Source organism: Streptomyces sp. MGP-P1 (assembly GCF_057766565.1).
The window spans coordinates 1,119,750-1,140,161 of sequence record NZ_JBYMEM010000006.1 but is presented as its reverse complement, the minus strand read 5'-3'; the positions used below and the strand labels follow the sequence as shown (position 1 = coordinate 1,140,161).

17 protein-coding genes and 2 pseudogenes are annotated in these 20,412 nt (G+C 70.3%); 7 read left to right on the top strand and 12 right to left on the bottom strand.

What is annotated here, in order from left to right:
* The first annotated feature begins 165 nt into the window (after positions 1–165).
* Positions 166–1,506 (top strand): 4-aminobutyrate--2-oxoglutarate transaminase, encoded by a 1,341-nt coding sequence (gene gabT / locus AC3CH1_RS20875; RefSeq protein ID WP_488464287.1) that lies wholly within the window; start codon positions 166–168, stop codon positions 1,504–1,506.
* A 469-nt stretch (positions 1,507–1,975) separates the two neighbouring features.
* Positions 1,976–2,508, top strand: a pseudogene (locus tag AC3CH1_RS20870) (phosphatase PAP2 family protein).
* Here the strand turns inward: AC3CH1_RS20870 and AC3CH1_RS20865 are convergent.
* The 8 genes and pseudogenes from AC3CH1_RS20865 to AC3CH1_RS20830 form a co-directional block, all read right to left on the bottom strand.
* A complete protein-coding gene (locus AC3CH1_RS20865) occupies positions 2,459–4,282 on the bottom strand; it encodes a chitinase (RefSeq protein WP_488464286.1) in 1,824 nt (607 codons plus the stop codon). The pseudogene AC3CH1_RS20870 and the gene AC3CH1_RS20865 overlap by 50 nt on opposite strands.
* Before the next feature lie 88 nt (positions 4,283–4,370).
* Positions 4,371–4,844 (bottom strand): bifunctional DNA primase/polymerase, encoded by a 474-nt coding sequence (locus AC3CH1_RS20860; RefSeq protein ID WP_488464285.1) that lies wholly within the window; start codon positions 4,842–4,844, stop codon positions 4,371–4,373.
* 147 nt (positions 4,845–4,991) lie between these two features.
* Positions 4,992–6,407 carry an NAD(P)/FAD-dependent oxidoreductase gene (locus AC3CH1_RS20855; RefSeq protein WP_488464284.1) on the bottom strand — a complete coding sequence of 472 codons (1,416 nt, stop codon included), beginning with the start codon at positions 6,405–6,407 and terminating at the stop codon, positions 4,992–4,994.
* A 23-nt stretch (positions 6,408–6,430) separates the two neighbouring features.
* The gene (locus tag AC3CH1_RS20850; protein WP_488464283.1) at positions 6,431–7,234 is read right to left on the bottom strand and encodes an ABC transporter permease; all 804 of its coding nucleotides are present in this window, start codon (positions 7,232–7,234) and stop codon (positions 6,431–6,433) included.
* Positions 7,234–8,174, bottom strand: a pseudogene (locus AC3CH1_RS20845) (ABC transporter permease). The gene AC3CH1_RS20850 and the pseudogene AC3CH1_RS20845 overlap by 1 nt, the downstream one beginning before the upstream one ends.
* Positions 8,171–9,322, bottom strand: coding sequence for an ABC transporter ATP-binding protein (locus AC3CH1_RS20840; RefSeq protein WP_488464282.1), 1,152 nt, complete (start codon positions 9,320–9,322; stop codon positions 8,171–8,173). Before AC3CH1_RS20840 ends, AC3CH1_RS20845 begins: the two are co-directional and overlap by 4 nt.
* 115 nt (positions 9,323–9,437) lie before the next feature.
* Positions 9,438–10,685: an ABC transporter substrate-binding protein gene (locus AC3CH1_RS20835; RefSeq protein ID WP_488464281.1), complete on the bottom strand. Its 1,248-nt coding sequence runs from the start codon at positions 10,683–10,685 to the stop codon at positions 9,438–9,440.
* Positions 10,686–10,747: 62 nt separating this feature from the next.
* A complete protein-coding gene (locus AC3CH1_RS20830) occupies positions 10,748–12,262 on the bottom strand; it encodes a gamma-aminobutyraldehyde dehydrogenase (protein WP_488464280.1) in 1,515 nt (504 codons plus the stop codon).
* Between the two features lie 207 nt (positions 12,263–12,469).
* Between AC3CH1_RS20830 and ybiA the strand changes: the two genes are divergently transcribed.
* Complete coding sequence (ybiA, locus tag AC3CH1_RS20825) at positions 12,470–13,027, top strand: riboflavin biosynthesis intermediates N-glycosidase (protein ID WP_488464279.1); 558 nt, start codon at positions 12,470–12,472, stop codon at positions 13,025–13,027.
* A 205-nt stretch (positions 13,028–13,232) separates the two neighbouring features.
* On the opposite strand, the gene AC3CH1_RS20820 is transcribed toward ybiA, so the two are convergent.
* Positions 13,233–13,940 carry a DUF4190 domain-containing protein gene (locus AC3CH1_RS20820; protein ID WP_488464278.1) on the bottom strand — a complete coding sequence of 236 codons (708 nt, stop codon included), beginning with the start codon at positions 13,938–13,940 and terminating at the stop codon, positions 13,233–13,235.
* Positions 13,941–14,060: 120 nt separating this feature from the next.
* Here AC3CH1_RS20820 and AC3CH1_RS20815 point away from each other — a divergent pair, with 120 nt between their 5' ends.
* The 4 genes from AC3CH1_RS20815 (at position 14,061) to AC3CH1_RS20800 (ending at position 16,949) form a co-directional block, all read left to right on the top strand.
* The gene (locus tag AC3CH1_RS20815; protein ID WP_488464277.1) at positions 14,061–15,095 is read left to right on the top strand and encodes an adenosine deaminase; all 1,035 of its coding nucleotides are present in this window, start codon (positions 14,061–14,063) and stop codon (positions 15,093–15,095) included.
* Between the two features lie 22 nt (positions 15,096–15,117).
* Complete coding sequence (locus tag AC3CH1_RS20810; protein ID WP_488464276.1) at positions 15,118–15,831, top strand: glycerophosphodiester phosphodiesterase; 714 nt, start codon at positions 15,118–15,120, stop codon at positions 15,829–15,831.
* 81 nt (positions 15,832–15,912) lie between these two features.
* Positions 15,913–16,710 carry an SAM-dependent methyltransferase gene (locus AC3CH1_RS20805; protein WP_488464275.1) on the top strand — a complete coding sequence of 266 codons (798 nt, stop codon included), beginning with the start codon at positions 15,913–15,915 and terminating at the stop codon, positions 16,708–16,710.
* The gene (locus AC3CH1_RS20800) at positions 16,710–16,949 is read left to right on the top strand and encodes a hypothetical protein (RefSeq protein WP_488464274.1); all 240 of its coding nucleotides are present in this window, start codon (positions 16,710–16,712) and stop codon (positions 16,947–16,949) included. Before AC3CH1_RS20805 ends, AC3CH1_RS20800 begins: the two co-directional genes overlap by 1 nt.
* 73 nt (positions 16,950–17,022) lie before the next feature.
* Here the strand turns inward: AC3CH1_RS20800 and AC3CH1_RS20795 are convergent, their stop codons facing one another.
* From AC3CH1_RS20795 to AC3CH1_RS20785, 3 genes are all read right to left on the bottom strand, one after another.
* A complete protein-coding gene (locus AC3CH1_RS20795; RefSeq protein ID WP_397793588.1) occupies positions 17,023–17,565 on the bottom strand; it encodes a hypothetical protein in 543 nt (180 codons plus the stop codon).
* A 54-nt stretch (positions 17,566–17,619) separates the two neighbouring features.
* Positions 17,620–18,780: a polyamine ABC transporter substrate-binding protein gene (locus AC3CH1_RS20790; RefSeq protein ID WP_488464273.1), complete on the bottom strand. Its 1,161-nt coding sequence runs from the start codon at positions 18,778–18,780 to the stop codon at positions 17,620–17,622.
* Between the two features lie 191 nt (positions 18,781–18,971).
* The gene (locus tag AC3CH1_RS20785; protein WP_488464272.1) at positions 18,972–20,411 is read right to left on the bottom strand and encodes a gamma-aminobutyraldehyde dehydrogenase; all 1,440 of its coding nucleotides are present in this window, start codon (positions 20,409–20,411) and stop codon (positions 18,972–18,974) included.
* Between the last annotated feature and the right edge of the window lies 1 nt (position 20,412).

Genomic DNA, 20,412 nt, shown 5'->3' with positions numbered 1-20,412 from the left:
GTCGTTCCCGGTTCCCGGACCGCCTCTTCCCGTCACCCGCCCGCCATCTGTCCGTCGAGGACAAGGACACGCTCCCACCACTCCCGATCGGAGCATGCCCGCACCCCTCCCCCGCCCCTAGCCTGCGAGGAGAAGAGCGTCCGAAACACCCCCCAGGAGCCCCTCATGACCGCTATTCCGCAGGAGCGCCGCGTCGTCACTGCCATCCCCGGCCCGAAGTCGGTGGAGCTGCAGGCTCGCCGCCTCGCCGCCGTCGCCGCAGGTGTGGGCTCCACCCTGCCGGTGTTCACCGCCCGTGCGGGCGGGGGGATCATCGAGGACGTGGACGGCAACCGTCTGATCGACTTCGGGTCCGGGATCGCCGTGACCTCCGTGGGCGCCTCCGCCGAGGCCGTGGTGCGGCGGGCCTCCGCGCAGCTCGCGGAGTTCACCCACACCTGTTTCATGGTCACGCCGTACGAGGGGTACGTCGAGGTCTGCGAGCAGCTCGCCGAGCTGACGCCGGGCGACCACGCGAAGAAGTCCGCGCTGTTCAACTCGGGCGCCGAGGCCGTCGAGAACGCGGTGAAGATCGCCCGCGCCCACACCAAGCGCACCGCCGTCGTCGTCTTCGACCACGGCTACCACGGCCGCACCAACCTCACCATGGGCATGACGGCGAAGAACATGCCGTACAAGCAGGGCTTCGGCCCGTTCGCGCCCGAGGTCTACCGCGTCCCGGTCGCCTACGGCTACCGCTGGCCGACCGGGCCCGAGAACGCCGGCGCCGAGGCGTCCGCGCAGGCCATCGACGAGATCACCAAGCAGATCGGCGCGGACAACGTGGCCGCGATCATCATCGAGCCGGTGCTCGGCGAGGGTGGCTTCATCGAGCCGGCCAAGGGCTTCCTCCCGGCGATCGCGCGGTTCGCGAAGGACAACGGCATCGTGTTCGTCGCGGACGAGATCCAGTCCGGCTTCTGCCGTACCGGCCAGTGGTTCGCCTGCGAGGACGAGGGCATCGTCCCGGACCTGATCACCACCGCCAAGGGCATCGCCGGCGGTCTGCCGCTGTCCGCCGTGACGGGCCGCGCCGAGATCATGGACGCCGCGCACGCGGGTGGCCTGGGCGGTACGTACGGCGGTAACCCGGTGGCCTGCGCCGGTGCGCTCGGCGCCATCGAGACGATGCGCGAGCTGGACCTGAACGGGAAGGCCAAGCGGATCGAGGAGGTCATGAAGGGCCGCCTCGCCGAGATGCGGGCCAAGCTGCCGAACGGCGACATCATCGGCGACATCCGCGGTCGCGGCGCGATGATCGCGATCGAGCTGGTGAGGTCCGGCTCGAAGGACCCGAACCCGGAGGCGGCCGGCGCGCTCGCGAAGGCCTGTCACGCCGAGGGCGTCATGGTGCTGACCTGCGGTACGTACGGCAACGTCCTGCGCTTCCTGCCGCCGCTGGTGATCGGCGAGGACCTGCTGAACGAGGGCCTCGACGTAATCGAGCAGGCGTTCGGCACACTCTGATACTTCGAACTCGGAACCGGACGGGGGCGGCCTTTCACCGCTTCCGTCCGCCATCCGGGTGAGGGCCTGTGAAGAACGTGTGCGGGGGCGATGGCGGGAGGCCGTGTCGACTGTCGGCCGCCCCTCCGCTGCCGTACGGTTTCTGCAGATGAGAGAAACACCTCGGTCGCGGGAAACCGCGGCCGATGCCGGGCCGGGGCTTCCCCAGCGCCGTCCCGGGCGTGCGTTCGCGCACACCGGAGCCTCCGGCTCCGGGACTCCTCACCGATCGGACGGCCGCCCGCCCCACACCCCCCGGGGCGCGCGGCGAACCGATCTCGCCGGCCATCCCGGAACAACCCCCCCTGTTCCCGGGTGGCCGGCCCCTCTCGTTCTCCGCTTCCTCGGCCTCGGGCTGCTCGCGGTTCTCTTCTCGCTGATCACCTGGCAGGTGGCCGTCGGGGGTCCGCTGCTGCGGCTCGACGAGCGCGTGGGCGGGGAGCTGTTCGGTCACGGTCCCGCTCCGCTGACGCAGATGCTCTCCGATCTCGGCGGGATGCCGGTGGCGCTTCCGGTGCTGACCTGCGCGGCCGGGTACGCGCTGTGGCGCGGCGCCCGGCGGCTCGCCGTGTACGCGGCCCTCACCATGGCGGCGGTGCCCGCGCTGGTGATCCCGCTGAAGGTGGCGACCGCCCGGCAGGGGCCGCTGACCGAGGCGGTCAACTACTACCCGTCCGGTCATACGGCGACGGCCGCCGTGGCGTACGGGGCGAGCGCCCTGGTCCTGCTGGCCCTCCCCGTCCGTCGTGGCTCCGGGAGGCTTCCTGGCCGCGGGCGTGGATGATGCCCGTCGCCGCGATCCTGTTGACCACGGCGACGGGCATCGGTCTGGTGCTGCACGGCTACCACTGGCCGCTGGACGTGCTGGCCAGTTGGTGCCTGGGGCCTGTCGTGCTCGCGCCCCTGTGGTGGGTCAGTTGCCGAAGTAGGCGTCGAAGTTCTTCGAGAACTCCCAGTTGTTGAAGCGGTCCCAGTTGATCGACCAGGTCATCAGGCCGCGCAGGTCGGACCAGGTCCCGTGGGTCTGGTAGGAGCCGCAGTCGGTCTTCTTGGTCAGGCAGTTGAGCGCCTTGTTGACCTCGGCCGGCGAGGTGTGGCCGTTGCCCGCCTGGGTGGAGGCCGGGAGGCCGATGGCGACCTGGTCGGGGCGCAGGCCGGGGAAGACCCGGCTGGTGTTGCCCGCCACCGGGAAGCCCGCGAGCAGCATGTCGGTCATCGCGATGTGGAAGTCCGCGCCGCCCATCGAGTGGTACTGGTTGTCCAGGCCCATGATCGGACCCGAGTTGTAGTCCTGGACGTGCAGCAGCGTCAGGTCGTCGCGCAGTGCGTGGATGACCGGCAGGTAGGAACCGGCGCGCGGGTCCTGACCGCCCCAGGGGCCGGAGCCGTAGAACTGGTAGCCGAGCTGCACGAAGAAGGTCTCGGGCGCCATGGTGAGGACGAAGTCCGGGCCGTACTTGGCCTTGAGGGACTTCACCGCGGAGATCAGGTTGACGATCACCGGTGAGGTGGGGCTGCGGAAGTCGGTGTCGCCGGTGTTGAGCGAGAGGGAGTGGCCCTCGAAGTCGATGTCCAGGCCGTCCAGGCCGTAGGTGTCGATGATCTTCGAGACGGAGGTGACGAAGGCGTCCCTGGCCGCGGTGGAGCCGAGCTGCACCTGTCCGTTCTGGCCGCCGATCGAGATCAGCACCTTCTTGCCCGCGGCCTGCTTCGCCTTGATCGCGGCCTTGAACTCCGCCTCGGACTCGACGTTCGGGCACTCGGCGACCGGGCAGAGCGCGAAGCGGATGTCGCCGGAGGTGACGGAGGTGGGCTCGCCGAAGGCGAGGTTGATGACGTCCCAGGAGGCGGGCACGTCCGCCATCCGGGTGTAACCGGAGCCGTTGGCGAAGCTGGAGTGCAGGTAGCCGACGAGGGCGCGGGGCGGGAGCTTGGTGTCGCCGCCTCCGCCCCCCGCGGTGGTGGTCGCGGTGACGGCGGCCGACTTCGCGGACTCGCCGGCCGCGTTGGCGGCGCTGACCTGGAAGCTGTACGCGGTGGAGGCGGACAGGCCCGTCACGGTGGCGGAGGGACCGGTGGCCGTGGCGACCTTCGTACCGCCGCGGTAGACGTGGTAGCCGCTCGCGCCGGAGACGGCGTTCCAGGAGAGCGCGACCGAGGAGGAGGTGATGGCCGTGGTCTTGAGGCCGGCGGGGACGGCCGGGATCACGACGGGGTCGCCGCCGGGGCCGACGAGGGTGAGGTCGTCGGCGTAGTAGGCCGGGGTGCCGTACCAGCCGTGGGTGTAGACGCTCACGGAGGTGGTGGAGGGCCCGGTCCTGAAGGTGGTGGTGAGCTGCTTCCACGCACCGGGGGACTGGGTCCAGGTGGAGACGTCGGTGGTGCCGGTGCCGGTCGCGCCGAGGTAGACGTGGCTGCCCTGCACCCAGGCGCTCAGCGTGTACGAGGAGTTGGGCTTGACCGTGATGCTCTGCGAGCACTTGGCGTGGTCGTTGCCGGCCGGGGTCGCCTTGAGCGCGGAGGTGCCGCTGCGGGTGGGCGTGGAGACGGCCGCGCCGCTGGAGGCCGCGCAGTTCCAGCCGTCCAGGCCCGCCTCGAAGCCGCCGTTGCGTGCCAGGTCCACATCGGCGGCGCCTGCCGCCGGGGCCATGGCGACCAGGGCTCCGGCGGCGAGCAGGCCGGCCGAGCAGACGGCCAGAAGTCTGGAGAATCTGACAGTTGGTCCGGTGCGTTCCACAACAGCCTCCGCGCAGGGGGGAATTCGGGTTGGCGTGCGCACAACATGGTCCAGACCAATCAGGTTGTCAAGACCTCTGGCGACCGACTCAGCCCTCCGGACGCTCCCCGCGGGCGTCCCGGGCGGCCGCGCCCGCCGCCTCGTGCATCGCGAGTTCGAGGAGTCCGGCGTCCGTGAGGGTCCCCGAACCGTCCGGCGGGACCAGCCAGCGCACTCCCCCGGTGACCCGCCCCGGGTACGGGACGACGATCCAGGCGCCCCGGCCGCAGCCCCTGATCCCGGTGCCGATCCAGCGGGAGACGGTGCCCGGCGGGACGAAGAAGCCCATGCGCGACTCGCCGAAGTCGGTGAGAACGGGGCCCGGACGGTCGATCAGGCGGGTGAGGACGTCGAGCGTCGGGTAGCCCAGTTCGCCCGGCAGGATCAGAACGTCCCAGCGCCTGCCGGCCGGGAGGAGCGCGATCCCCTGCGGATTGCGCTCCCACTCCCACCGGCAGGCGGCCGGGTCCGGCGCCACCGATGTGAGCCACTCGACCGCGGCCTTCGTTTCCGAGCCAGTCATGACCAGCCTCCCGTCGACGTGAGCACCGGCGGGGTTCCGCCGGTGCGTACACATGCGAGAGAGGGTTCGGTGCCGACTATGACGCGGGTTGGTGCTACTGATCGGTAGTGAGCTGGGTCACAGCATCTGACCTGGGCCAAAAGCGGCTCAGCTGTCGAAGCCGAGGCCGAGCCCGTCCATGGCCCTCAGCCACAGATTGCGGTGCCCGCCGTTGCTGTCGGCGCGGGCCAGGGAACGCTTGGTGATCTCGATCCCCATCCAGGCGAAGGGCTCCGGCGGGAACGGCATCGGCTTGGAGCGGACCATTTCCAGGCGGGTCCGTGCCGTCTCCTCGCCGGAGAGCAGATCGAGCATCACCTCGGCCCCGAAACGGGTCGATCCGACTCCGAGACCGGTGTATCCGGCGGCGTACGCGACCCGCCCCTGATGGGCCGTTCCGAAGAACGCCGTAAAGCGGGAACAGGTGTCGATCGCACCGCCCCAGGCGTGCGAGAAATTCAGTCCGGAAAGCTGCGGAAAGCAGGTGAAGAACTGCTCCGCGAGTTTCAGGAACGTCTCCGGCCGCTGGTCGAGATCGGCGCTGAGCCGGCCTCCGTACGGATAGATCGCGTCGTATCCGCCCCACAGGATCCGGTTGTCCGCGGAAAGCCGGAAGTAGTGGAACTGGTTGGCGCTGTCGCCCAGTCCCTGGCGCCCCTTCCAGCCGATGGAGTCGAGCTGCTCCGGGGTGAGCGGTTCGGTCATCAGCGCGTAGTCGTAGACCGGCACGGTGTACGGGCGGATCCGCTTGACGAGCGACGGGAAGATGTTGGTGCCCAGCGCGACGCGGCGCGCGAAGACCCGTCCGTACGGGGTGCGGACCGCCATCCCGGATCCGGAGCGGACCAGGTCCAGGCCCCGGGTGTGCTCGTGGATCCGTACGCCCAGCTCCAGGCAGGCCCGCTTCAGGCCCCAGGCGAGCTTCGCCGGGTGCAGCATCGCGACGCCGCGCCGGTCCCAGAGCCCGCCGAGGAAGGTGGGCGAGTCGACCTCGGCGCGGAGGGCCTCACGGTCCAGGAAGTCCACGCCCGTGATGCCGAGCCCCACGATCTCCTCGTGCCATTCCCGCAGCTCCTGAAGCTGGTGGGGTTCGGTGGCGACGTCGATCTCGCCCGTTCGCTCGAACTCGCAGTCGATGCCGTAGCGGGCGACCGCGGCCTCGATGGCGTCGAGGTTGCGCTCCCCCAGCTCCTCCAGCTTCGCGATCTCGTCCGGCCAGCGCTCCACGCCGTTGGCCAGGCCGTGGGTGAGGGAGGCGGCGCAGAAGCCGCCGTTGCGGCCCGAGGCGGCCCAGCCCACCTCGTGCCCCTCGATGAGGACGACGTCCCGGTCAGGGTCGCGCTCCTTGGCGATGAGCGCGGTCCACAGACCGCTGTAGCCGCCGCCGACGACCAGCAGGTCGGTGTGCTCGTCGCCGGTGAGGGCGGGCAGCGGATCGGGCTTGGCCGGGTCGTCCAGCCAGTAGGAGACCGGCTTGGCGCCGGAGAGTGATCGTGCGGCAGTACGCATGGCGGCTGGGGCCATGGTTTCCAACTCCTTCGGGACTTTCAGGGTCGAGCGTTGTTCTTCCGTCGGGCGGCTATGACCTGGCCGACGAGAACCACCGATATCGCCATGATGAACATCGCGGTGCCGATGACGTTGATCTGCACGGGCGTGCCGCGCTGCGCCGATCCCCACACGAACATGGGGAACGTCACGGTGGAGCCCGCGTTGAAATTCGTGATGATGAAATCGTCGAACGAGAGCGCGAAGGCGAGCAGCGCTCCCGCCGCGATTCCCGGGGCCGCGATGGGGAGGGTCACCCGCAGGAAGGTCTGCACGGGGCCTGCGTACAGGTCGCGGGCGGCTTCCTCCAGTCTCGGGTCCATCGACATGACGCGCGCCTTGACGGCCGTGACCACGAAGCTGAGGCAGAACATGATGTGGGCGATGAGCACGGTCCAGAAGCCGAGCTGGGCGCCCATGTTCAGGAACAGCGTGAGCAGGGACGCGGCCATGACGACCTCGGGCATCGCCATCGGCAGGAAGATCAGCGAGTTGATCGCGCCGCGCGCCCGGAAGCGGTAGCGGACCAGCGCGAACGCGATCATCGTGCCGAGCGCGGTGGCCCCGAGCGTCGCCAAGAAGGCGATCTGGAGCGAGAGGGAGAGCGAGCCGCACAGGTCGGCGACGCCGCAGGGGTCCTTCCAGGCGTCCAGCGAGAACCGCTGCCAGGCGTAGTTGAAGCGCCCGTTGGGCTTGTTGAACGAGAACACCATCACGACGATGTTCGGAACGATCATGTACGCGAGGGTCAGCAGACCGGCGATGACGACCAGGTTCCGGCGTATCCAGCGCAGTACGGGCATCAGACCAGGTCCTCCGTACCGGAGCGGCGGATGTAGAAGGTGACCGCCAGCAGGACGATCGCCATGAGGATGAACGAGAGCGCGGCGGCCGTCGGATAGTCCAGGACCCGCAGGAACTGGCTCTGGATGACGCTGCCGACCATCTTGGTGTCGGTGGAGCCCAGCAGCTCGGCGTTGACGTAGTCGCCGCTGGCCGGGATGAAGGTGAGCAGGGTGCCGGAGACGACGCCGGGCATGGAGAGCGGGAACGTCACCTTGCGGAAGGTGGTGGCGGGGGTGGCGTAGAGGTCGCCCGCCGCCTCGTGCAGCCGGCCGTCGATCCGCTCCAGCGAGGTGTACAGCGGCAGGATCATGAACGGCAGGAAGTTGTACGTGAGGCCGCAGACGACGGCCATCGGCGTGGCGAGGACCCGGTTGGACTCGGTCCAGCCGAGCCAGCTGGTGACGTCCAGGACGTGCAGGGTGTTCAGCACGTCCACGACCGCTCCGCCGTCGGCGAGGATCGTCTTCCAGGCCAGCGTACGGATGAGGAAGCTGGTGAAGAACGGGGCGATGACCAGGACGAGCACCAGGTTGCGCCAGCGGCCCGCCTTGAAGGCGATGAGGTAGGCGAGCGGGTAGCCCAGCAGCAGGCACAGGATCGTGGCGGTGCCCGCGTACAGCAGGGACCGGATGAACTGCGGGTAGTACTCGCGCAGCGCGTCCACGTACGTCTGGAAGTGCCAGGTGACCTCGAAGCCCTGCTCCAGCGAGCCGGTCTGGACGGAGGTGGAGGCCTGGTAGACGAGCGGCAGGGCGAAGAAGACGACCAGCCAGAGGATGCCGGGGAGCAGCAGCCAGTACGGGACGAGGCGTTTGCGGGTGGAGGGCTTGCGGAGCTTGAGCTCCCTGGGCTCCCCCGGCCGGGAGGGGGCGCGGGCGGCGCCTCGGTGAGGCTCACGCCGCGTCCTCCACGCTCTCCACGCCGGCGTCGATGTCCTGGTCGGCGTCGAGTCCGAAGGTGTGGGCGGGGTTCCAGTGCAGGATCACCTCGGTGCCGGGCAGGAGTCCGGTGCGCCGGTCGACGTTCTGCTCGTACACCTGGAGCGCCTTGCCCGCCGGGCTCTCGACCACGTACTGGGTGGAGACGCCGATGAAGCTGGAGTCGACGATACGGCCGGTGACGCGGTTGCGGCCGACGGCTATGGAGTCCGCGTCGTCCGCGTGGACCAGGGATATCTTCTCGGGCCGGATCCCGAGGAGGATCCGGCCGCCGCTCGTCGTGGGGGCGGAACATCGCTCGCGGGGCAGGGTGAGCTTGCCGCCGCCCGCGGCCACCACCAGATCGCCGCCGGTGGAGACGACCTCGCCCTCGATGAGGTTGGACGTGCCGAGGAAGTTGGCGACGAAGGTGGTGCGCGGGTTCTCGTAGAGGTCGGCGGGCGCGCCGAGTTGCTCGACCCGGCCCCCGTTCATCACCGCGACGGTGTCGGCCATGGTCATGGCCTCCTCCTGGTCGTGCGTGACGTGCACGAACGTGATGCCGACCTCGGTCTGGATCCGCTTGAGCTCCAGCTGCATCTGACGCCGGAGCTTGAGGTCGAGGGCGCCGAGCGGTTCGTCGAGCAGCAGGACCTGCGGGTGGTTGATGAGCGCGCGGGCGACGGCGACGCGCTGCTGCTGGCCGCCGGAGAGCTGGTGCGGTTTGCGGCGGGCGAAGTCGCCGAGCTCGACGAGCTCCAGCATGTCGTCGACCTGCTTCTTGACCGACTTGATCCCGCGACGGCGCAGCCCGAAGGCGACGTTCTCGGTGATGTCCAGGTGCGGGAAGAGCGCGTAGCTCTGGAAGACGGTGTTGACGGGCCGCTTGTACGGGGGCAGGTCGGTGATGTCCTTCTCCCCGAGGAAGACCGTGCCGGTGGTGGCCTCCTCCAGGCCCGCGATCATCCGCAGGGTGGTGGTCTTGCCGCAGCCGGACGCGCCGAGCAGAGCGAAGAAGGAGCCCTGGGGCACGGTCAGGTCGAGCGGCTGCACGGCGGTGAAGGAGCCATAGGTCTTGCTGATCCCGGCGAGGCGGACATCGCCGCCCGCGGTCTGCTGCTGTGTCATGGGTCGCAGTCCCAGTGTGTTCGGGGGGAGTTCGGGGAAAGGGGGTGACGGGTGACCTCGGAGGGGCCGGGCCGGGCGGGTCGTCCTGCGGCGCGGCCGGCGGCGGGTCCGGTGGTCAGGCGCCGATGAGCTTGGCGAACTTCTCCTCGTACGCCGTCTCTTCCTTCGAGGACAGGGAGCGGAAGGAGCGGGACTTCGCCGCCATCTCCCTGTCGGGGAGGATCAGCGTGTTGGAGGCCATCGACTCGTCGATCTTCGCGAGTTCGTCGCGTACGCCGTCGACCGGACAGACGTAGTTGATGTACGCGGCGAGCTGGGCGGCGACCGGCGGTTCGTAGTAGTAGTCGATGAGCTTCTCGGCGTTGTTCTTGTGCCGGGCCTGCGCGGGGACCAGGAGGTTGTCGCTGGAGGTGATGTATCCGGCGGCCGGGATCGCGAACTCGATGTCCGGATTGTCGGCCTGGAGCTGGATGACGTCCCCGGCCCAGCCGACGCAGGCGGCGATGTCACCCTTGCTGAGGTCGGCGGTGTAGTCGTTGCCGGTGAAGCGGCGGATCTGCTTCTTGTCGACGGCCTTCTGGAGACGGCCGATCGCGCCGTCGAAGTCGGTGTCGGTGAACTTCCCCGGGTCCTTGCCCTGGTCGAGGAGGGTCATGCCGATGGTGTCGCGCATCTCGGAGAGGAAGGAGACGCGGCCCTTGAGCTTCGGGTCGTCGAGCAGCTGGGTGACGGAGTCGACCTTGCGGCCGCCCGTCGCCTTCACGTTGTACGCGATGACGGTCGGGATGCCGGTCCAGGGATAGGAGTAGGCGCGGCCCGGGTCCCAGTCGGGGGTGCGGAACTGGGCGGAGACGTTCGCGAAGGCGTGCGGGAGGTTCGAGGGGTCGAGCTTCTGCGCCCAGCCGAGCCGGATGATGCGGGCGGCGAGCCAGTCGGTGACGCATATGAGGTCGCGTCCGGTGTTCTGGCCGGCCGCGAGCTGCGGTTTGATCTTCCCGAAGAACTCGACGTTGTCGTTGATGTCCTCGGTGTACTTGACCCTGATCCCGGTGCGTTTGGTGAAGGCCTCCAGGGTGGGGCGGCCCTTCTCGTCCTCGCTGACGTCCATGTACTCGGTCCAGTTGGAGAAGGTGACCTCCTTCTCCTCGGCCGAGTGGTCGTCGGAGGCCATACCGGCGTCGGCGCGCTTGGCGGGCGGGATGCCGCACGCGCCGAGGGTGGCCATGCCGCCCAGTGCGAGCGCGCCCATGCCGGAGGCGCGCAGCAGGGAGCGGCGGGTGAGGGCGCCCCGTCCGCTGGTCAGGGATCGCCTCATGGCCGCCAGTTGGGCGGACGAGAGGCGCTCGGGCTCGTAACTCTCCATACGCGTTGCCCTTTCGGGTGGGAGGCCGCCAGGACCTCTCGGCCCTGATCGTGCGGCAGCTGCTATCGGTCCCCGAAGATCGTGCGGTGCCAGTCCTTGCGGGCGACCGCGGTGTTGTCGTACATGACGTGCTTGACCTGCGTGTACTCCTCGAAGGAGTACGCCGACATGTCCTTGCCGAAGCCGCTGGCCTTGTATCCGCCGTGCGGCATCTCGGAGAGGATCGGAATGTGGTCGTTCACCCACACACAGCCCGCCTGGATCTCGCGGGTGGCGCGGTTCGCGCGGTACAGGTCGCGGGTCCAGGCGGAGGCGGCCAGTCCGTACGGGGTGTCGTTGGCGAGGGCGATGCCCTCGTCGTCGGTGTCGAAGGGCAGCACCACGAGGACGGGGCCGAAGATCTCCGACTGGACGATCTCGCTGTCCTGGGCGGCGTCCGCGACGAGGGTGGGCCGGTAGTACGCGCCGTCGGCGAGGTCACCGCCGGGGGCCTCGCCGCCGGTGACGACCCGGGCGTAGCCGCGGGCCCGCTCGACGAAGGCGGCGACGCGGTCGCGCTGGGCGTGGCTGATCAGCGGGCCGAGGTCGGTCGAGGCGTCGAAGGGGTCGCCGAGCCGTACGGTCTCCATGAGCGCGGCGACGTCCCGGACGAAGGCGTCGTGGAGCGGGCGCTGGACATAGGCGCGGGTGGCGGCGGTGCAGTCCTGGCCGGTGTTGATGAGGGAGCCGGCGACCGCGCCGTGGACGGCGGCCTCCAGGTCGGCGTCGTCGAAGACCACGAAGGGGGCCTTGCCGCCGAGCTCCAGGTGGAGGCGCTTGACCGTGGCGGTGGCGATCTCGGCGACCCGCTTGCCGACGGCGGTGGAGCCGGTGAAGGAGGTCATGACGACGTCGGGGTGGCCGACGAGGTGCTCGCCCGCGTCCCTGCCCGCGCCGGTGACGATGTTGATGACGCCGTCGGGGATGCCCGCCTCGGTGGCGGCCTGGGCGAACATCAGCGAGGTGAGCGGGGTCAGCTCGGCGGGCTTGAGAACGATGGTGTTGCCCGCGGCGACGGCCGGGAGGACCTTCCAGGCGGCCATCTGGAGGGGGTAGTTCCAGGGGGCGATGGAGCCGACGACGCCGATCGCCTCGCGGCGTACGTAGGAGGTGTGGTCGCCGTCGTACTCGGCGGCGGCCTTGCCCTCCAGGTGGCGTGCCGCGCCCGCGAAGAAGGCGGCGTTGTCGACGGTGCCGGGGACGTCGAACTCGGTGGAGAGCTTGATCGGCTTGCCGCACTGGAGGGACTCGGCGTACGCGAAGTCGGCCGCCTGCTCGGCGAGGACCGCGGCGAAGCGGTGCATCGCCTCGGAGCGTTCGCCGGGGGTGGCGCCGGACCAGCCGGGGAAGGCGGCGCGGGCGGCGGCGACGGCCGCGTCCACGTCGTCGGCGCCCGCCAGCTCGTAGCGGAGCACACTCTCGCCGGTCGCGGGGTTCACCACCTCGTAGTGGTTGCCGGACGTACCGGGGAGCAGCTTGCCGCCGATGTACTGGGCACCTTCCGCGAAGCGGTCCTGAACCTGGAAGCCGTTGCTCATGACGTTCTCCTCCGCCGCTGTACCCGCTGGGCGGGGTCGGCGTAGCTTCTTCGTGAATTGAGTGCCGATCCTGACAGAGGGGTTCGAGCCCAACAAGTGATTCCGTTGTTGCCTTTTGGTTACGCGACGGAATCTGTCGACCATGTGTCGCGTCGGTGCGGAAATCCCCGTACGGAGTGTCAGTGGCGGATGCCACACTCACATGCCATGGGACCGATCGAGGAGCTTCTGGCGGACGTGGCGCGGGGTGAGCGGGTGACGTACCTGCCGTTCTGGGGACACCGCCCGCGCCCGGACGGGCGGCTGGGGAGCAGTTGCCTCAGCCAGTGGTGGCCGTCGCCGTTCACGGTGGACGGGGTGACCTACGCGAGTGCCGAGCACTGGATGATGGCCGGCAAGGCGCGGCTCTTCGACGATCCGGAGGCGGAGCGGGCGGCGGTGTCGGCCAGGAGCCCGGCGGCGGCGAAGAAGGCGGGGCGCCTGGTCCGCGGCTTCGACGAGGACGTGTGGATACGGGAGCGGTTCGCCCTGGTGGTGGAGGGCAGCACGCACAAGTTCGGGCAGGACCCGGAGTTGGGCGGCTTCCTCCTGGGCACCGGGAACCGGGTGCTGGTGGAGGCGTCCCCGCTGGACCGGATCTGGGGCGTCGGGCTCACGGCGGACGACGAGCGGGTGGAGCGGCCGCAGCAGTGGCGGGGGCTGAATCTGCTGGGCTTCGCGCTGATGGAGGCGCGGGAGAGGCTGCGGTCGGGCGCGGAGGCCTGAGGCGGGTTCCGTACGGGGGGCGGGCTGAGGCGGGTTCCGTACGGGGGGCGGCTGAGGCGGCCACCGAGCCCGGCCGGGCGGGGAGCGGTCCCTGCCCGGCCGAGGTGTGTCGCGTCGGCGCGGTGCCAGGACCTAGGGCCGGTCGTCAGACTGCCGCCAGCCGGGCGGCGTCTGGCACGCACGCTCGCGGCGTTGCCGAAAGGCCCTAGCGGCGATCCTCGACGACCAGCGACGTGGCGAACGGGTCGTCGTAGCTGTCGTTGCCGTCCCTGTCGCTGTCGCTGTCGGAGCTCGTCGCGGCCCAGATGGCCAGGCCGAGGAACGCGGCGCCGACGACGATGCCGACGGGGCCGAGGATGACCCCGGCGAGCGCCATGCCCCGGTTGGTGGCCTCGCCGCGCTTGGCACGGCCGAGGCCGATGATGCCGAAGACGAGCGCGAGGATGCCGAGGATGATGTTGAGGCCGTAGAGGCAGAAGCCGACCACCGAGATGATGCCGATCACCATCGCGGCCGTGCCCAGTCCGTTGTTGGGCGCGGGAGCCCAGCCGGCCGGACCTGCTCCGTAGGCGCCGTAGCCCGGGTAGCCGCCGTACGGCTGCGGGGGCGAAGCCGGGTAGCCGTAGTGCGCGGCGGGTGGCGGGGCCGCGTGGCCGGGGCCGTTGGGGCCGATCGGCGGCGGCGGTACGTCCTGGGGTGCGGGTCCGAAGCCTCCGGCCCCGGGTATCGGCCCGGTGCCGTCCCCCGCGGCCGGTCCGGCGCTCGGCATCGAGGTCACGGTCGGCTGGGCGTGGACCGGGGCGGGCGGCGGCGTGTGCGCGGCCGGCTTGCCCAGTTCCACCCTGCTGTCCGGCGGCGCCCACGGATCGCGCGGCGCGGCCCCGCCCCCGGGCTGCTCTGTGTTGTCTGACATGGGCCTCCCCCATCGTGGTCCCGTCATGCTACGGCCAGACCCCGACGCCCCGGACCCCGCCTGCGATGATCGGTGTGGCCGGTACGCCCGGCCGACGTCACGCCGAACGGGAGATTTCCGATGACCGATCCGCATCCCTTCATCGCCGGGCTGCCCAAGGCCGAGCTCCATGTCCACCACGTCGGTTCGGCCTCGCCCCGGATCGTCGCCGAGCTGGCCGCCCGGCACCCGGACTCCAAGGTCCCCACGGACCCGGAGGCGCTGGTCGACTACTTCACCTTCACCGACTTCGCTCACTTCATCGAGGTCTACCTCTCGGTGGTGGACCTGATCCGCACCCCCGAGGACGTCCGGCTGCTCACCTTCGAGGTGGCGCGGGACATGGCCCGGCAGAACATCCGGTACGCGGAACTGACCGTGACGCCGTACAGCTCGACCCGCCGGGGCGTCCCCGAGGTCGGGTTCATGGAGGCCATAGAGGACGCTCGCAGGGCGGCCGAGGCCGAACTGGGCGTCGTGCTGCGCTGGTGCTTCGACATTCCGGGCGAGGCCGGTCTCCAGTCGGCCGAGGAGACCGTCCGGCTCGCGGTGGAGCACCGGCCCGAGGGGCTCGTCTCCTTCGGGCTCGGCGGACCGGAGATCGGGGTGGACCGCCCCCAGTTCAAGCCGTACTTCGACCGGGCCATCGCCGCGGGCCTGCACTCGGTGCCGCACGCCGGGGAGACCACGGGACCGCAGACGGTCTGGGACGCCCTGACCGCGCTGCGCGCCGAGCGCATCGGGCACGGCACCAGCTCCGTCCAGGACCCCAGGCTGCTGGAGCACCTGGCCGAGCACCGCATCGCGCTGGAGGTCTGCCCGACGTCGAACATCGCCACCCGCGCGGTCACGGACATCGAGCTGCACCCGATCCGGGAGATGGTGGCGGCGGGCGTGCTGGTGACCGTCAACAGCGACGACCCGCCGATGTTCGGCACCGACCTCAACAACGAGTACGCGGTGGCCGCCCGGCTGCTGGAGCTCGACGAGCGCGGCATCGCGGAGCTCGCGAAGAACGCCGTGGAGGCCTCGTTCCTCGACCCGGCGGGCAAGCGGAAGCTGGCCGAGGAGATCGACACGTACACGACGAACTGGCTCCGGGCTCCCGGCCGCTGAGCCGGTCGTCGACAATGGCCCCATGGCCAACACCGTCACCAGCGTCACCGCCGTGGGACATCGCGGCGATCCGTATCTCGCGCGCGAGAACACCCTGCCCTCGATCCGCTCCGCCTTCGAACGGGGGGCGGACGCGGTCGAGATCGATGTGCGGGTGACCCGCGACGGGGTGCCCGTCCTGCTGCACGACGCGACGCTGGAGCGGCTGTGGGGCCACGACCGGAGGCTGGACCGGCTGGACCACGCGGAGCTGAGGGAGCTGACGGGCGGCGGGGTGCCCACGCTCCGCGAGGCGCTGCTCGCCATCGGGGCACGCCGGGTGATGGTGGACCTGCCCGGCTCCACGGACGCCTCGGTGAAGAAGATCGTGGGTACGGTCCGGGAGTGCGGGGCCGGGGAGCGTGCGTACTACTGCGCGAGCGCGGACGCGATGCTGCGGGTGCGCGCCGCCGATCCGTCCGCCGAGATCGCCCTGACCTGGACCACGCTCGCCCCGCCGCGTCCGGAGCTGCTGGCCGCGGTGAGGCCGCGCTGGCTGAACTACCGCTTCGGCCTGGTGAGCCGGGAGCTGACGGACCGGGCGCACCGGGACGGGCTGCTCGTCTCCGCGTGGACGGCCGACACGAAGCGCACGATGCGCCGGCTGATCGAGCGGGGCGTCGACTCGATCACCACCAACCGGATCGACACGCTTCATCGGCTGCTGGCCAACTCGACCGGTCGCGGCGGTTCTTGATCGGTCCGGCATGATGGGAGCCCCGCACCGCCCGCCGCCGCTCCGGGGCGCCGGGCCCTTGGCCATCGAGGAGCAGCTGTGATGGACCCCCGACCGCAGGCGGCCACCGCCCGGATACGTTCCGACGTCGCGCACAACGCCCGTGTGTGGAACTACTGGCTGGGCGGCAAGGACAACTACCCGGTGGACCGGGCGGTGGGCGACCGGGTGACCGGGATGTATCCGAGCATCGGTGAAGTGGCGCGCGCGGACCGGGCGTTCCTCGGGCGTGTGGTGCGTCATCTGGCCGGCGACGCGGGCATCGACCAGTTCCTCGACATCGGCACCGGGCTGCCGACCGTGAACAACACCCACGAGATCGCCCAGCACACCGCGCCGCACGCGCGCATCGTCTACGTGGACAACGATCCGATCGTGCTGGCCCACGCCCGGGCCCTGCTGACCAGTTCGCTGGAGGGCGCGACCGAGTACGTCGACGCGGACGCGCACCGCCCCGAGCAGATCCTGCGGGCCGCCGAGCCCACCCTGGACCTGGGGCGGCCGGTCGCGGTGATGATGCTCGGCATCCTGAACTTCGTGCTGGACACGGACGAGGCGCGGTCCATCGTGCGGACGCTGATGGCGGCCGTGCCGTCGGGCAGCCACCTGGTGCTGACCCACCCGACGCGGGAGCTGGGCGGCGAGGGCAACGAGGCGGCGATGCGCTTCTGGAACGAGAACGCCACACCGCCCATCACGGCCCGCAGCAGGGAGGAGTTCGCCGGTTTCCTGGAGGGTCTGGAGATCCTGGAGCCGGGGATCGTCTCCTGCTCCCGCTGGCGTACGAACCCGCGGGAGCCGGAGGTCGCCCAGTTCGGGGTGGTGGCCCGGAAGCCCTGATGCGCTTCCCGGGCCTGTCGGCACGGCTGCGCGGGCCGCGGGCCGTCGATCTGTGGATCACGCTCGCGGTGCAGGCCGCGGTGACCATGCCGTTCGTCGTGCCGCGCGCACCGGACCTGCCGGAGGCGACCTGGGGCGCGTACGGTCTGACGACCGCGGCGCGCGAACGGGCCCGGATCGCACCCGCCACGGCGATGGGCATCGTGGTGGCCGCCTTCGGACCGCCGCCGGCCGTTTGAGCCGGTCGCCGTCCCGCGGAGACCGACGGCCACGAAGGAGCCCGGTCGATCGCGGCCGGGCGGGCCGGTGGCGTCAGGCGCTCGCCGGCACGGGCGCCGGGGCCGTGGCGGCAGCCTGCTCCAGTGCCTCCAGGCGCTTGATCATGCGGCGGACGATCAGCAGCGGGATGACGCCGAAGACCCCGAAGGACATGTCGATCAGGCTCCACCAGAACGGGATGTCGCGGATCGGGCCGCAGATCAGGGCGAGCGGGATGATCCCGGCGCAGGCGATCATGCCGAACTCGATGACCCAGATATTGCGGACCGGGTCGCGGTAGGGGCCGTAGAAGGCGACCGCGATGACCAGGTGGGCGAAGGCCAGCCAGTCGGTGCCGTACAGCATGAAGGGCTGCTCGCGTTCGACGGTGTCGAGCCCTTCGCGGACCCGGGTGATCCACTCCATCAGACCGGGAAGGTGCTCGGGGACCGGGGAGGCCGAGGCTCCCAGCAGGTCCTCGGCCCAGCGGAGTTCGGTGACGAGCGGGAAAGCCGTGAGCCCGCTCAGTACCAGACAGACGATGAAGAACGCCAACCACCTGCGTATACGCCGCGTGAGGGCGTGTCGCTCGCTCATGTCCGCAGCGTACGCCCGCAGTTACCGTTCCTTTGCGTCACCCCTGCCAGGACTTCACAAGCCGACGATGGCGTTCCACTTCTTGGCGAAGTTCATCCGCTCCTCGGAGGTGATGTCGCGGGCGATGGCGAGCCGCTCGCGCATCGCGCCGTCCGGGAAGATCAGCGGATCCTCGGCGAGTGCGGCGGTCTCCTCGTCCTTCGAGGAGGCCAGGACCTCCCGGGCAGCGGGCACGGGGCAGACGTAGTTGACCCAGGCCGCGAGTTCGGCGGCGACCTCCGGATCGTAGTAGTGGTCCACCAGGCGTTCCGCGTTGCGCTTGTGGCGGGCGAGGTTGGGGATCATCAAGGACTCCGCCCACAGTTCGGCGCCCTCCTCGGGGACGACGAACTCGATGTCGGGATTGTCTGCCTGGAGCTGGATGACGTCGCCGGAGTACGCCTGGCAGGCGAGCACGTCGCCGGTGGCGAGGTCCTTGATGTAGTCGTTGCCGGTGAAGCGGCGGATGTGCTTCGAGCGGACCCGCTTCTGTGTCTGTTCGCAGATCTCGTGGAAGTCGTCGGCCGTCCAGCGGGTGATGTCGACGCCGTTGCCCTGCATGAGCAGCGCGAACGACTCGTCGAGCCCGGAGAGCAGGGTGACCCGGCCCCGGAGGTCGTCCGCCCACAGGTCGCCGGTGGACCGGATCTCGCGGCCGAGCTTCTCGCGGTTGTAGGCGATGCCGGTGATCCCGGACTGCCAGGGGACGCTGCGGCGCCGCCCCTCGTCGAAGGCGGGGTCACGCAGCAGCGGGTCGAGGTACTTGGCGACGTTGGGCTGCCCCGCCCTGTCCATCTCCTGGACCCAGCCGAGCCGGACGAAGCGGGCGGCCATCCAGTCGCTGATGACGACCAGGTCCCGGCCGGTCTCCTGGTGGTTCATCAGCGCGGGGCTGATCTTCCCGAAGAACTCGTCGTTGTCGTTGATCTCCTCGGTGTACGTGACGGAGATCCCGGTCCGCCGCGAGAAGGCGTCCAGGGTGGGCCGCTTCGACTCGTCGTCGTCGGTGTCGATGTAGAGCGGCCAGTTGGCGAAGTGCAGGGTGGGGTCGGTGGCGGAGCTGTCACGGCCGGCCCGGTCGCCGGGCTCGACGAAGGCCGCGGGCACCCCGCAGCCGGCCAGGGTGGCGCCGGCCGCTCCCGCCCCGAGGGCGCGCAGCAGGGAACGGCGGGACATGGGGTTCTTCCTGATCGCTCGCACCCGCGCAGAATGCCGGTCGCCGGTCGCGCGGACAATGGACCAAGCGTCCAGCGGGGCGGGCGCGCCCCGCACACCTTGTACAGCCTGTCCCGCACGCCTCGCACGGCGGCGGCACGGGAACGGCCCCGGACCGAGGCCCGGGGCCGTGCACGGTGACAGCGAAGCGGTCAGTCCTCGAGGGACGTCATGACGTGCTTGATGCGAGTGTAGTCCTCGAAACCGTACGCGGAGAGGTCCTTGCCGTAGCCGGACTTCTTGAATCCGCCGTGCGGCATCTCGGCGACCAGCGGGATGTGGGTGTTGATCCACACGCAGCCGAAGTCGAGGTTCTTGGACATGCGCATCGCGCGGGAGTGGTTCGTCGTCCACACCGAGGAGGCGAGCGCGTAGTCGACGCCGTTGGCGTAGTCGACGGCCTGCTGCTCGTCGGTGAAGGACTGGACGGTGATGACGGGTCCGAAGACCTCGTTCTGGATGATCTCGTCGTCCTGCTTCAGGCCGGAGACGACGGTCGGGGCGTAGAAGTAGCCCTTGTCGCCGACCCGGTGGCCGCCCGCCTCGACCTTGGCGTGGGCGGGGAGCCGCTCGATGAAGCCGCTCACCTGTTTCAGCTGGTTGGCGTTGTTGAGCGGGCCGTACGCCACGTCCTCGTCGTCCGGCTGCCCGGTCTTCGTGTCGGCGGCGGCCTTGGCGAGCGCTGTGACGAACTCGTCGTGGATCGACGCGTGGACCAGGACGCGGGTGGCGGCCGTACAGTCCTGGCCCGCGTTGAAGAAGCCCGCCTCGGAGACGCCCGCGACGGTCTTGGCGATGTCGGCGTCGTCGAAGACCACGACGGGCGCCTTGCCGCCGAGCTCCAGGTGGACCCGCTTGACGTCCTTGGCCGCGGACTCGGCGACCTGCATGCCGGCCCGTACCGAACCGGTGATGGACGCCATCGCCGGGGTCGGGTGCTCGACCATGGCGCGGCCGGTGTCCCGGTCGCCGCACAGGACGTTGAAGACGCCCTTGGGCAGGATCTGCCCGATGATCTCGGCCATCAGCACGGTCGACGCCGGAGTGGTGTCGGACGGCTTGATGACGACCGTGTTGCCCGCGGCGAGCGCCGGGGCGAACTTCCAGACGGCCATCATCATCGGGTAGTTCCACGGCGCGACCTGGGCGCAGACTCCGACCGGCTCGCGGCGGATGATGGAGGTCAGACCCTCCATGTACTCGCCGGCCGAGCGGCCTTCGAGGAGTCGTGCGGCCCCCGCGAAGAAGCGGATCTGGTCCACCATCGGCGGGATCTCTTCGCTGCGGGTCAGACCGAGCGGCTTGCCGGTGTTCTCCGACTCGGCGGCGATCAGGTCCTCGGCCCGCTCCTCGAAGGCGTCCGCGATCTTCAGCAGGGCCTTCTGGCGCTCGGCGGGCGTGGTGTCGCGCCAAGCGGGGAAGGCCGCCGCGGCGGCCTCCATGGCGGCATCGACGTCGGCCTGGCCGGAGAGCGGCGAGGTCGCGTAGACCTCTTCCGTCACCGGGCTGACCACATCGATGGTCCGCCCGTCCGCGGCGTCCCGGAACTCTCCGTTGATGTAGTTGCGCAGACGGCGCACCTCGGTGGTCACA